Below are 13,443 nucleotides of genomic sequence, written 5' to 3'. Positions count from 1 at the left end.
CTATGACGTTTTGACGCTCGCCTGCCGCCAGGCCGGGATCGTCATGGCGGCAACGCCGAGAACCACGCAGGCCAGCCCGATCCAGGCGGTCCGGCTCAGGGTTTCGCCGAGGAAGGCGACGCTGATGGCGACCCCGATCGGCACGCGCAGATAAGCCTGCGCGGTGGTCCCGACCGAGCCCAGGGTCTGGATCAGCCGGAAATAGATCGCGAACGCCGCCGCGGTCGAGAACACCGCGAGCGCGAACAGCGCCAGCACGGAACTCAGCGACGGCGATAGCGTCCAGGGCTGCTCGACAACCAGCGAGGCCGGGATCAGGACGGCCGCGCCCGCCAGCAGCGAGCCGGCGGCGGGCGCCATCGGGTCGAGGCCCCTGAAGCTGCGGCCGAAGATCGCGGCGCAGGCGTAGCAGATGGTGGCAGCGACGATCGCAGCCTCCGCAATGATGCCGCTGCCGATGTCGTGGACGGTATCGACGCCGACAATCAGCAGGATGCCGGCCATGCCGGCGACCACGCCGAACAGCTTTCGCGGTGTCGTCGCCTCGTGGCGGGTCACGACCGCCGTAAGCAGGAAGGTGAAGATCGGCCCGGCCGAGTTGACGATGGTGGCGAGCGCGGCATCGACATGGCGTTCGCCCCACGCGATCAGCGTCCAGGGGATGACGCTGTTGAGCACGGCCTGGAACGCGAAGCGCTGCCAGGTCGCGGCATCCGTCGGCATTTTGATGCCGCGCGCCCGCATGACGATGAGCAGCAGCAGGCCGGCGATCGCGGTGCGCGCCGCGATCAGCGTGATCGGCGGAATGGTGGCGACGCCGAGCTTGATGAAGGTGTAGGAGCCGCCCCACAGCGTTGCGAGCGCGACGAGCAGCGCCAGCTCGACGGCGATGTTGGTGTCCTGCCGGTTGTCCATTGTGCGCTCCGTCCATTCCGCGATGGACGGAACCTAGCGCGCCCGCAAGCGTCAATACTTCGCTGCGTGTCGAAGTGTATCAGCCGACCGCGCCGACCTCGAACACCTCGCCGTCATAGCCGGCCTCGCGGGGGATGCGGAGCTGGCGGCCGGTTTCGGTCTTGGTCATCACTGGCATCACCGTGACGATGGACATGCCGCGGGCGTGCTCCAGCGCGGCATCCACGCTGCCCTGCTTGGCAAGCCGGATCAGATTGCGCGTGGTCGGGAACGGCAGCTTGAAGCGGCCGCTCTCCCCGCCCTCCACCGCCTCGCGCGGCGACACCCAGATCGAGTCGGTCGACTCGCGGCCGTCATGCGCGCCGAGCTGGTCCGGCGGCGCTGCGGCCAGGAAGAACCAGGTGTCGAACCGCTTCGGCATGCCTTCGGGCGTGATCCAGTGGGCGTAGGGCACGAGCGTGTCGAGCGCGAGCTGGAGGCCGTTGTCGGCAAGGATGCTGAGGAACGAGATCTTGTGCTCATTGAGCGCGACGCGATGCTTGTCGGCGAGTTCGCCGGCACGCCTGGCATCGATCGGCGTGCCCGTGTCCTTCGCGCGCGCCAGCAGGATGCCGCTCTCTTCAAAGGTCTCGCGGATCGCGGCGATACGAAAACCGCGCTCCGCTTCGCTTAAGCCTTCGCCGACGGAATACAGGTCGGCGCGGGCGACGATCTCGTTGTCGCCGGCATCGACGCTGCCGCCCGGAAACACCAGCGCGCCCGAGTTGAACTCGATCTGATGATGGCGGACCATCATGAAGACCTCGATTTCCCTTGCTGCGCCATCGCGCAGCAGAAGGATCGTCGATGCCGGGCGTGATGCTGATGTCTCTGCCATTTACCTAACCTGCAGCGCTGGATTGCGGGCCAAGATTGGCGCGCTTGTCGACGCGGGCAACGCGCGACAGCAGATACTCGACCTCGGCCTTCGCCGTCGCCGTGATGGTGGCGCCCGGCTTGCGCTGCGCGCTGGAGGCGATGATGCCGCGCTTCTGCAGCACGTATTTGCGCACCGCAAGGCCGGCCCCCGGCTGCTGCTCGTAACGGATCAGCGGCAGATGCGCGTCGAACAGATCATGCGCCGCATCGCGCTTGCCGGCCTTGGAGAGGTTCACGACGTCGATCAGAAGTTCGGGGAAGGCATAGCCGGTCATGGCGCCGTCGGCGCCGCGCTCCATCTCGAAATCCAGGAACGTGCCGCCATTGCCGCAGAGGATCGAGAGCGGGCGAAGCGAGCCGTCTTTCTGGAAGTTGCGCAGCGTCGTGATCTTCTCCAGGCCCGGCCAGTCCTCGTGCTTGAGCATCACGCAGTTCGGATTGTCCATGACGATCTTGCGGATCACCGCCGGCGTGAACACCACCTGCAGGGTCAGCGGATAGTCCTGGAGCACCCACGGCACGTCGGGGCCGATGGCTTCCGCCGCCTGCTTGAAATAGCCGACGATCTGGTCGTCGGTGCGAAGCGAGGGCGGCGGCGCGATCATCACGCCGGCCGCGCCGGCATCCATCGAGGCCTTCGCCAGCGAACGCATGGTGGCAAAGCCCGGCGCGGAGACGCCGACGATCACCTGCATCTTCTTGGCGCGCTTGACGAAGCGAACCGCGACCTGCTCGGCCTCGGCGGCATCGAGCTTCGGCGCCTCACCGAGGATGCCCAGCACCGTGACGCCATCGCAGCCGACCTCCTCGTAGAAATCCGTCAGGCGGTCGATCGAGCGCTCGTCGATCCGGCCGTGGTCGTGGAACGGCGTCGGCGCGATTGCGAAGGTGCCCTTGGCGTCGGCGGTCAGTTTCATCAGTCTCTCTCTTTCTCCGTCATTCCGGGGCGCGCGCAGCGCGAACCCGGAATCTCGAGGTTCCGGGTTCGGCTCTTCGAGCCGCCCCGGAACGACAACAACGGCTAAAACCGCCGCGCCCCCATCTTGATCTGCTCCTCGGAGAAGAAGATCTCCTTGGCATGATCGACGATGTCCTGAGCATTCCAGCCCGAGTGCGGCGGTTTCCAGCCTTCCATTTCCATCATCCGCATTTCGCGCACGCCGCGGGGCCCGGACACGCCCAGCACCTTGCCGGTCTGGTCGCCCGACAAGTCGCTGACCATGTATAGCACGGCCGGCGCGATGCCGTCCGGCCCCAGCGCCGCCGAGGGGTTCTCCTTATAGCGGGGCAGGTCTGCGGTCATGCGGGTCAGGGCGCCCGGGGCCAGCGTCCAGATCCGGATGTTGTACTTGCGGCCCTCGATCGCCAGCACGTTGGACAGGCCCCAGATGCCGCCCTTGGCCGCGCCGTAATTGGTCTGCCCGAAATTGCCGATCAGCCCTGATGTCGAGGAGGTGTTGACGATGACGCCGCCACCGTTTTCCCGCATCCAGCGAAACACCGGCATGGTGCAACAAAAGGTACCCTTCAGGTGCACCTTGATGACCTTGTCCCAGTCGGCCTCGGACGCCTTGGCGAAGGTCTGGTCGCGCAAGATGCCGGCATTGTTGACGAGGATGTCGGCGCGGCCGAAATGCTTGATGGCGTCGTCGAACACCGACTGGCCGCCCTCCATGGTGGAGATGTCGGCGCCGTTGGCGACCGCCTTGCCGCCTTCCGCCTTGATCGCGTCCACCACAAGCTGCGCCATCGACTTGTCGGCGCCGGAGCCGTCGCGGGGGCCGCCGAGGTCGTTGACGACGACGGATGCCCCTTCCCGCGCGAACAGTTTCGCGTAGGCCTCACCGAGCCCGCCGCCCGCACCGGTGATCAGCGCGACCTTGCCGTCGAGTAGTCCCATGGGGGCATCTCCCTGTTTTATTATTGTCATTCCGGGGCAGCGCGCAGCGCTGAACCCGGAATCCAGAGGTTGTAGCTCGAGATTCCGGGTTCGCGCTTCGCGCGCCCCGGAATGACGGAGGCAGCTAACCCAGCACCGTCTTGCCGTTCTTGATCACGGTGACGCCGCGCGACTTCACCTTGGCTTCGAACGAGATCGTGTTGCCGTCCTTCCAGAGGTCCATGGTCACGGTCTCGCCGGGATAGACCGGGGATGAGAACCGCGCGACGTGCTGGCGGAAGGCGGAGGCGTCGTAATCGGCATAAGTCTGGAGCACGCCGCGGCAGGTGATGCCGTAGGTGCACATGCCGTGCAGGATCGGGCGCGGGAAGCCGGCCTTCTTCGCAAACTCAGGATCTGAATGCAGCGGGTTGCGGTCGCCGCAGAGCCGATAGACCAGCGCCTGGTCGGGACGCGTGACGATGTCGATCGTCTTGTCGGGCGCGCGCGCCGGGATCTTGTGCGGATCGGGCTGGGTCAGGTTCGGCCCGCCAAAGCCGCCGTCGCCGCGAGCGAAGCGCGAAGCGACCAGCGTCGCCAGCTTCTCGCCCTTCTCGTTCTTCAGCACGGTCTGGTGGCTGATCACCACACCCTTGTCCTTGCCCTTGTCGTAGACCTCGAGCACGGAGGAATCGGCGGTGATGTTCGCGGCCACCGGCAGCGGCTGGTGAAAGGTGATGTCGCGCTCGCCATCGACCACCATCACGCGGTTGAGGTTCATCTCGCCCGGCCCCGAGCCCCACGCCGCGACGGAAGCAAAGGTCGGCACCACCTTCAGCGGCCGCGGCGTGAACGTGCCCTCGTTGACGAAGGCGAGTTCGTTCTCGTCCATCGGATCGGCACCGAGCCCGATGCCGTAGGCGTAGAGCATCACCTCGCGGTCGGTGTAGGCGTATTTCTGGCCGATGTTTTTCAGGCCTTTGAGTTCTTCGTATCTGGCGGACATTTTTTGGTTTCCTCCCGGCATTCTTAGCGAGCAGCGGCGCTCGTTAATGTGCCCTCTCCCCTTGTGGGAGAGGGCCACGAGAACCGTGCGGCAAACTCGTTTGGGTGAGGGGTTAGCTCCGCATCGAAAGTCTTTCCGCGGAGCGATACCCCTCATCCGGCGCTTCGCGCCACCTTCCCCCACAAGGGGGGAAGGAAGAATTCGTAGGATGGGTAGAGCGCATCAGGCCGGCGTGAAGAACGGCAGCGGTGCGCCGTCGGTCGGCTTGAACACCACTCTCACCTTCTGGCCGATCTTCAGCTTCTCGAGATCGCAATCGACGAAATTGGTCTGCACCGAGGGGCCTTCCTTCAGCGTGACGTAGCCGATGGCGTAAGGGCCGGTCGGCGACTTCCGCATCAAGCTCCAAGTGTAGATCGTGCCCTCGCCCGAAGCCTCCTCCCACACCGTCTTGTCAGAGTAGCAGAACGGGCAGATCGAGCGCGGGAAGTAGTGCGCTTCGCCGCACGCGGTGCAGCGCTTGATCATGAACTTGCCCTGCTTGGCTGCGTCCCAGAACGCGGCGGTCTCGGGGTTCGTCACCGGGGCCGGATACTTTTTCGCTTCACTCATCACACGCGCTCCAGAATGGCCGTCGAGGCGGCGTGGCGAACGCCCAGAAGGCCGCCGGTGCCGTGGGCGATGGCGAGGTCGCAATTCTTGACCTGCACCTTCGGATGCGCTTCGCCGCGCAGCTGCCTGACGGCCTCGATGATCTTGGTCATGCCGCCGCGGTTGACGGGATGGTTGCTGCACAGGCCGCCGCCGTCGGTGTTGAACGGCAGCTTGCCGACGCCCGAGATCAGATTGCCGTCGGCGACGAATTTTCCGCCCTCGCCCTTCTTGCAGAAGCCGAGGTCCTCGAGCTGCATCAAGACGGTGATGGTGAAGCTGTCGTAGATCGAGGCGTATTTGATGTCCTTCGGCGTGATGCCGGCTTCCTCGAACGCACGCGGGCCGGACCAGATGCCCGCGGAGTATGTGAGATCGAGATCCTTGCCGCCGCGCGGTCCCTTCATCGCCTCGCCATGGCCGATCAGCTTGACCAGCGGCTTCTTCAGGCTCCTGGCGATCTCGGGCGTGGTCACGATCAGCGCGCCGCCGCCGTCGGAGACGACGCAGCAATCCATGCGATGCAAGGGATCGGAGATCATCGGCGAGTTCAAGACGTCCTCGACCGTGACGACGTCCTTGAGCATTGCATGCGGATTGTATTGCGCGTGGTGCGAGGCCGCGACCTTGATCCAGGCGAGCTGCTCGCTGGTGGTGCCATAGTCGTGCATGTGGCGCATGGCACACATGCCATAGGCATTATGCGTGGTCGCGCCGTAAGCGGACTCGAAATCGGCTTCCGCGCCGGCCGCGCGCGGCGGCATCACGCCGGTGCGCGGTTTCCCGGCGAGCGTGATCAGCGCGATCGAGCACTTGCCCGCCGCGATGGCTTCAGCGGCATGGCCGAGATGGATGATGTAGGAACAGCCGCCGGTCTCTGTGGAATCAACGTGGCGGAGCTTTTTCGTGTTCAGGCCGAGATAATCGACCATCGGCCAAGCGCCGCCCGGCGCGTCGCCGGCGCAGAAATAGCCGTCGACATCGTCCTTGCTGAGCCCGGCATCCTCGATCGCACCCTTGGCGACCTCGGCGTGGAGCTGGGCGGTGGATTTGTCCGGCGCATGCCGGGTCGGGTGTTCGTAGATCCCGGCAATGTAGGCGTTGCCCTTGATGGTCAAAACAGAGGTCTCCGCTCGCGTTTCTTATTGCCCCGTTTTTCTGAACCGCACTGGCCCTGTTGGCAAGCGCGGAAATATTCCGTCGGGCGAGAGGGCAGCGGGTGGGCGCAAGTGGGCGATATTGCCCCGCCGTCGATCACAGCCCCGTCAATGGTGGATCTCTAGAACAATGATCGGCATCGGCGCCGTGCCGCTCCAAGCGGTCGCGACGTAGCAGTAACTGTCAGGATAGTCGTCGAGACTGAAGCAATCAGCGTCCCGGGCTATCAGCCGCCCCTTCACCTCGGTCTTCCAGAACGAAAAGCGGTCGGCGGCCGATATCCATCGCAACGGCTTTCCAACGTCCGCGACCACGAAACTCGCACCGTCCCGCAGAAGCAGCTCGATCTCAGCCGCGCCCACTCTTTGGTCAGGCCGGACATCCAACAGACCTTCGCTGTTCCAAAGCTCTGTAAGCGGCAGGCACGTCACGATGCGCCAAGCAAAATCCATATTCGACCACAGGTCCATTTCAGCGCGGACAGCCTCACGTCGCCGCTCCAGCCAGGCAGAATCCTAAAGGTGTTTTGCCCGACGGCACAAGCGATTTTCGTTTTATCGAAAGAACCCGTTGTACGAAAACAACCCCATGCACAGTAGAACGGCGATTGATATCAAACAGGAAATCGCGAGGGGGATCTGCCTAACCCAACCGACGTCCCTCTCCTGCGATCAAGCCGCGCTCGGACGCGCGCGATAGCGGAACGCGGTCACCGCGGCCAGGATCAGGCCGAAGACGAGAAAGACCGCGCCGCCCTTCACGCCAAAACTGTTCTGGTATTGGGCTTCGGCCGCGTCGTCGACGATCAGAGGCCGCGCATCCGGCCTGCCTGAGAGATAGCGGATCCTGGTCTGCCTAACCGTCTGGACGCCGTTCCGCGTGATCTGCCGCCAGAAGGCCGGGCTGATGTGGGTCGGCCCGTAGCTTTGCCGCTGCCCGGACTTGTCGGTCCACGCCAGCGTAACGAGATAGCTCGGCGCGTCGCCGGCTTTGTTCACTTCACCGTAGGCACGCGTAATATCGGCGGTGGCCTCATCGCCGTGGTCGAGGACCTCCTTCAACGTGCTTTGCTCGAAATAGGAGGTCACTAGCATGTAGCCGCCGAATGGAAGCATCACGGCGGCCAAGATCCCGAGGATGAAAGGAAAGGGCCGCCGCGATCCGGCGGCGATTGCGGCGCTTCCCGGCCCGCTTCGACGCGCCGACCATGCCTGCCATCCGATCACGAGCACCAGCATCACGGCGCAGATACCTGCTCCCGCCGCCATAAATCTGGACGTGGACCGGATATGGCTCAGATGATCGTCGATATCCTCGACGATCACAGGAAGCGATGAATCATCGTCAACGGCCTGAATGGGGACCGTCAGGAGCTTGAGCTGATTGCCAACCGTGATGCGCGCCGCATAGGCGGCGCTGACCGCGATGCCCTTGCGCTCGCGCTGAACGCCGTCCTTTCCGATCCATTGCAATCCGATCGACAGATTTTCGTCGACATAGCGGGGCCAGAACCCGTCGAACACGAACGGAAATCGCGTCGAGACGACTTCAGCGGACGTGATCTTGCCCGTGGTGCCGTAGCCATCACGCATGACACGTTCGATATCATGCTGATTCCAGTACATCCCCAAGGCCGCCAATACGCCAACGGCGACCAATACAATCAAGACACCGCGCAATGACATCGATCGTCGCTCCGCATAGCGCACGACCGCATCACCCGCCGCGCGCCACTATCGCAAGTTGCTGATATCGCGCGGTCACAACCCTTGTCAAACGTAGGTCTTGTAGGGTGGGCAAAGCGAAGTGTGCCCACCTCTTCTGACTCAATCCTGGTGAGGTGGTGGGCACGGCGCTTCGCGCCTTTGCCCACCCTACGGGACTTGCCCTACTCCGCCGCGATCTGCCGCGGCGCGGGCGGCGGGCTCGCCAAGTCCGCGGCGAGCTGGGCATAGCGGGCCTTGGCCTCAGTGACCGCCTTTTCCTTGACCGGGCCGTAGCCGCGGATGCGGTCGGGCAGCGAGAGCAACTCGACCGCGGTGTCGATCGTGAGCGGCGACAACAGGCCGAGCACGGTGGCGACGTCCTTTTCGTAACCCACGATCAGATCGCGCTCGAGCTTGCGGTCGGCGCTGCGGCCGAAGATGTCGAGCGGGGTGCCGCGCAGGAACTTGAACTTCGCCAGCACGCGGAAGACCTTCAGCATCCACGGGCCGAAGGCGCGCTTCTTCGGGCGGCCGAGCGCGTCGACGCCGCGGCTAAGGATCGGCGGCGCGAGGTTGAAGGTGAACTTGAATTCGCCCTCGAACTGGTCGCGAAGCTGCTGCTCGAAGGCGCCGTCGGTGAAGAGGCGCGCGACTTCGTATTCGTCCTTGTAGGCAAGGAGCTTGGCGTAGTTCACCGCGACCGCGCGCGGCAGCGCGTCGTCATAGCCACCCTGCTTGGCGACATCGCGAACCTGGTCGACCAGCTTGCGATAGCGTTTTGCCAGGCGGCCGTTCTGATAGGCGGTCAGGTGCTTGGCGCGATGCTCGATGACTTCGTCGAGCGTCATTGCGTCCAAGGTCTTGGGCGCGACGACCTCGCCCGCTCCCTTCAGCATGCCCGCAAGACGCTCGGGATCGGCGACCGCGAGGCGACCGAGGCGGAAGGCTTCCTTGTTCATCTTGGTCGCGACGCCGTTGACCTCGATCGCCTGCTCGATCGACTCGGCCGCCAGCGGGAACAGCCCCTTCTGATAGGCATAGCCCATCATCATCATGTTGGTGGCGATGCTGTCGCCGAGCAACTGCTCGGCGGGCTTGGTGAAGTCGAAGAAGACGGAGTCCTTGTGCAGCGCCGTCTCCAGCAATCCGTTCAGCTTGCGGGTCTGGAAGTTGAAGTCGCGGTTGAGGACGAAGTCGGCGGTGGGAATGACGTGGCTGTTGATGATGCCGCGGGTGCGGCTGGTGTCGCAGAGCGAGATCGTGTCCTTGGCGACCGCGACCACCTCGTCGGCGGCGAGGACGAGATCGGCCGTGCCGGTGACGATGCGCGAGCACGTGACCTCGGCCGGATGGTCGGACAGGCGGACATGGCTCAGCACCGCCCCGCCCTTCTGCGCGAGGCCCGACATGTCGAGGATCATCGAGGCCTTGCCCTCGATGTGGGCGGCCATGCCGAGCAGCGCGCCGATCGTGAGCACGCCGGTGCCGCCGACACCGCCGACGGCGATGTTGTAGGGCTTGTCGAGCGTCGGGCGCGAGGCCGGCTCGGGCAGCGCGCCGATCTCTTCAAGCTCGGCCGGCGCACGGTGGCGCGGCGCGCCGCCGTCGACGGTGACGAAGGACGGGCAGAAGCCCTTCACGCAGGAATAGTCCTTGTTGCAGGACGACTGGTTGATGGCGCGCTTGCGGCCGAACTCGGTCTCCAGCGGCTCGACCGAGATGCAGTTCGACTGCACCGAGCAGTCGCCGCAGCCTTCGCAGACGGCCGGGTTGATCATGACACGACGCGCCGGATCCTCCATCAGGCCGCGCTTGCGGCGGCGGCGCTTTTCGGCGGCGCAGGTCTGCACGAACACGATCGCCGAGGTGCCCTTGTATTCGCGGCACATCTTCATGACGTTGTCGAGTTCGTCGCGGTGATACTTCTTCACGCCGGGCGCGATGGTGTCGGCGGGATAGGTGTCGGGCGCCTCCGAGACCAGATAGATCTCGCGGATGCCCTCGGCGTGGAGCTGGAAGGTGATCTGCTGCGGCGAGAGATCGCCGTCATGGCGCTGGCCGCCGGTCATGGCCACCGCGTCGTTGTAGAGGATCTTGTAGGTGATGTTGGTCTTGGAGGCGACCGCCTGACGGATGGCGAGCAGGCCAGAGTGGAAATAGGTGCCGTCGCCGAGGTTGGCGAAGATGTGGTTCTCGTTGGTGAAGGGCGCGATGCCGACCCACGGCACGCCCTCGCCGCCCATATGCGTGAACGTCTCGGTCGAGCGGTCCATCCACAGCGCCATGAAGTGACAGCCGATGCCGGCAAGCGCGCGGCTGCCTTCGGGGACCTTGGTCGAGGTGTTGTGGGGACAGCCGGAGCAGAAATACGGGGTGCGGGAGACAGGCGCGGTGGCCTGCATCTGTGTGGCCTGGCGGCCGTTGAACCAGTCGGCCTTGACGCGGAGCATCTCCGCGATTTCAGGGTTGAGATTAAGCCTTAGAAGTCGCTCGGTGATCGAGGTCGCAAGCGAAGCGACGCTGAGCTCGGCGGCGAAGGTCAGGAAGCGCTTGTCGTGCTCGTCCATCTTGCCGACGATGCGCGGGCGGACGTCGTCGCGCCAGTTGAACAGCTCCTGCTTGACCTGGTTCTCGACGATCTCGCGCCGCTCTTCGATGATGAAAATCTCTTCGAGCCCGACCGCGAACTGGCGCACGCCTTCCGGCTCCAGCGGCCAGGGCATGCCGATCTTGTAGAGACGGAGACCGATCTTGGCGGCGACCTCCTCGGTGACCCCGAGCTCGCGCAGCGCCTGCCGCACGTCCTCATAGCTCTTGCCTGAGGCCATGATGCCGAAGCGCGCGTTCGGCGAATCCATGGTGACGCGGTTGACCCTGTTGGCGCGCGCGAAGGCGATCGCGGCAAAGCCCTTGTAGTCCTGGAGGCGGCGGTCCTGCTCGAAGCGGTCGTCGGGCCAGCGCAGATTGAGGCCGCCGGGCGGCAGCTCGAAATCGGGCGGGATGATGAAGGGCTTCATCTCGTCGGTGAGGTCGATCTCGGCGGTGGTCTCCACCGTCTCCGTGATCACCTTCATGCCGACCCAGCAGCCCGAGTAGCGCGACATCGCGATCCCGAGCAGGCCCATCTCGATCATCTCGTGGATGCTGGACGGGTAGAGATACGGCATCAGCGCCGACATGAAGGCGTGGTCGGACTGATGCGGGACGGTCGAGGATTTTGCGCCGTGGTCGTCGCCGGCCAGACACAGCACACCGCCGTTCTTGGCCGAGCCCGCGGCATTGCCGTGGCGGAACACGTCGCCGCAGCGGTCGACGCCGGGGCCTTTGCCGTACCAGATGCCGACCACACCGTCATACTTGGCGCCGGGCGAGAGATTGAGCTGCTGCGAGCCCCAGACGGCGGTCGCGGCCAGGTCCTCGTTCACGCCGGGCTGGAACTTGATGTTGTACTGCTCGAGATGCTTTCGCGCCGCAAAGAGCTGCTGGTCATAGCCGCCGAGCGGCGAGCCGCGATAGCCGGAGATGAAGCCCGCGGTATTGAGGCCATTGGCGCGGTCGCGCCGGATCTGGGCCATGGGCAGGCGAACCAGGGCCTGGATGCCCGTGGTGAAGACGTGTCCGGTGTCCTGGGTGTATTTTTGATCGAGACTGATCGGACCCTGGTTGATTCCCATGCTGTCCTCTTTCCACGCCCTGTTCAGGTCTTTGTCACTTAACGTCGCTTAAGCCGTTGCCTGCCCGTTGTTTTTAGCTAGGGCGCGCCGACCATCTCCGCCACTCTATGTCGGATATTTAACGCTCCGCACCACAAATCTGGACCAAAGCGAGCGCCAGGTAAAAATCGCAATTTCGTGGCTGCAAAGGCATCAGGCATTTTCAATTTGTGTCACCATACCCCCGCCGTCGCGAAATGAATTGATGCCCCCGTCACGCAGGCGACGTCGATTGGTCGCAGGAAAGGCTCTCGATGCGGACGATTCTGGCTGGCCTGGCTGTGGGTTTGGCGTTGTGCAGTGCGGTTGCAGGCGCGGCCCTGGCCGCCGAACCATCGCCGGAGCTGATCGCCTATGGCAAGACGCTGGTCGAGGCCGGCGACTGCGCGGGCTGCCACACCGCCGATCCGGCCAAGCCGTTCGCGGGCGGAAAGCGCATCGACATGCCCTTCGGCGCGATCTATGCGCCGAACCTGACGCCCGACCGAGACACCGGCATCGGCGCCTGGGCGGATGCCGATTTCACCCGCGCCCTCCGCTATGGCGTCGCGCCCGACGGCTCGAACTACTATCCGGCCTTCCCCTATCCCTACTTCACGAAGATGACGAAGGACGACACGCTGGCGATCCGGGCCTATCTCGGCACGCTCGCGCCCGTCGCGAGCCGCAACAAGCCGCCGGAGCTGCGCTGGCCGTTCGGTTACCGCGGCCTGATGCGGATCTGGAATGCCATGTATTTCAAGCCGGGCCTGTTCGAGCCGGACCAGAGCCAGAGCGCGACGTGGAATCGCGGCGGCTATCTCGTCACCGGGCTCGGCCATTGCGGCGCCTGCCATACGCCGAAGAACTATTTTGGCGCGGACAAGCTGGCGCAGGCATTCGCCGGCAACGAGATCGGCGGCTGGTACGCCCCAAGGCTCGATGGCGCGCCGCGCACCGGGCTGAAGTCGTGGAGCGTGGAGGACATCGCCGAATATCTGCAGAGCGGCCGCAATGCCAAGAGCCATGCCGACGGGCTGATGGCGGAGGTGGTGGTCAACTCGACCTCGAAGATGAGTGACGCCGATGCGCGCGCGATCGCGGTCTACCTGAAGGGCCTGCCGCCGGCGCGGCGCGAGACGATCGTGACGCCGCCCGACGATGCCGAGATGAAGGCCGGCCAGGCGGTCTATGCCAAGCTCTGCATCGCCTGCCACGAAGCCGACGGCACGGGAGCGCCGCGCATCTATCCGCCGCTGCCCGCCAACGCGCTGCTGCAATCGGTCAATCCGTCCTCGACGTTGCGCATCATCCTCGACGGCGCCCTCACCGTGACCACGCCACGCGCGCCCAACACCGGCGAGATGCCGGCCTATGCCAAGCAATTGTCCGACGGGGAGATCGCGGCGGTGACGAACTACATCCGCAATTCCTGGGGCAATTCGGGCCCGCTGGTGACGCCGGCGCAGGTGGCGAAGGCGCGCAAGCAACCGTAGCAAGCTCCCTCCCCGTCATTGC

General features: G+C 64.8%; 11 protein-coding genes. 1 reads left to right on the top strand and 10 read right to left on the bottom strand.

Annotated elements, in window-relative coordinates; translation table 11 throughout:
• From EI171_RS21125 to EI171_RS21080, 10 genes are all read right to left on the bottom strand, one after another.
• Entirely contained in the window at nt 1-915 is a 915-nt protein-coding gene (locus EI171_RS21125) for a DMT family transporter (RefSeq protein ID WP_161534589.1), read from the bottom strand.
• A 79-nt stretch (nt 916-994) separates the two neighbouring features.
• Entirely contained in the window at nt 995-1,792 is a 798-nt protein-coding gene (locus tag EI171_RS21120; RefSeq protein WP_161534588.1) for an NUDIX domain-containing protein, read from the bottom strand.
• Nucleotides 1,793-1,796: 4 nt separating this feature from the next.
• Complete coding sequence (locus EI171_RS21115) at nt 1,797-2,750, bottom strand: dihydrodipicolinate synthase family protein (protein WP_161534587.1); 954 nt, start codon at nt 2,748-2,750, stop codon at nt 1,797-1,799.
• Nucleotides 2,751-2,854: 104 nt separating this feature from the next.
• Nucleotides 2,855-3,733 carry an SDR family oxidoreductase gene (locus EI171_RS21110; RefSeq protein ID WP_038967075.1) on the bottom strand — a complete coding sequence of 293 codons (879 nt, stop codon included), beginning with the start codon at nt 3,731-3,733 and terminating at the stop codon, nt 2,855-2,857.
• 124 nt (nt 3,734-3,857) lie between these two features.
• A complete protein-coding gene (locus tag EI171_RS21105; protein WP_161534586.1) occupies nt 3,858-4,718 on the bottom strand; it encodes a MaoC family dehydratase in 861 nt (286 codons plus the stop codon).
• 222 nt (nt 4,719-4,940) lie between these two features.
• Nucleotides 4,941-5,330 (bottom strand): Zn-ribbon domain-containing OB-fold protein, encoded by a 390-nt coding sequence (locus EI171_RS21100; protein WP_011088090.1) that lies wholly within the window; start codon nt 5,328-5,330, stop codon nt 4,941-4,943.
• A complete protein-coding gene (locus EI171_RS21095; protein ID WP_161534585.1) occupies nt 5,330-6,487 on the bottom strand; it encodes a thiolase domain-containing protein in 1,158 nt (385 codons plus the stop codon). Before EI171_RS21095 ends, EI171_RS21100 begins: the two co-directional genes overlap by 1 nt.
• Nucleotides 6,488-6,634: 147 nt before the next feature.
• Nucleotides 6,635-6,997 (bottom strand): hypothetical protein, encoded by a 363-nt coding sequence (locus EI171_RS21090; protein ID WP_011088092.1) that lies wholly within the window; start codon nt 6,995-6,997, stop codon nt 6,635-6,637.
• 201 nt (nt 6,998-7,198) lie between these two features.
• Nucleotides 7,199-8,212 (bottom strand): hypothetical protein, encoded by a 1,014-nt coding sequence (locus EI171_RS21085; protein WP_246740595.1) that lies wholly within the window; start codon nt 8,210-8,212, stop codon nt 7,199-7,201.
• A 203-nt stretch (nt 8,213-8,415) separates the two neighbouring features.
• Nucleotides 8,416-11,907: an indolepyruvate ferredoxin oxidoreductase family protein gene (locus EI171_RS21080; RefSeq protein ID WP_161534583.1), complete on the bottom strand. Its 3,492-nt coding sequence runs from the start codon at nt 11,905-11,907 to the stop codon at nt 8,416-8,418.
• A gap of 293 nt (nt 11,908-12,200) precedes the next feature.
• On the opposite strand from EI171_RS21080, the gene EI171_RS21075 reads away from it, so the two are divergent.
• Nucleotides 12,201-13,421: a cytochrome c gene (locus tag EI171_RS21075; RefSeq protein WP_161534582.1), complete on the top strand. Its 1,221-nt coding sequence runs from the start codon at nt 12,201-12,203 to the stop codon at nt 13,419-13,421.
• The last annotated feature ends 22 nt before the right edge of the window (nt 13,422-13,443 follow it).

The sequence above is a fragment of the Bradyrhizobium sp. LCT2 genome (genome assembly GCF_009931255.1).
In the GTDB taxonomy this organism is placed as follows: Bacteria; Pseudomonadota; Alphaproteobacteria; order Rhizobiales; family Xanthobacteraceae; genus Bradyrhizobium; species Bradyrhizobium diazoefficiens.
This window is presented reverse-complemented; position numbering and strand designations above follow the sequence as displayed.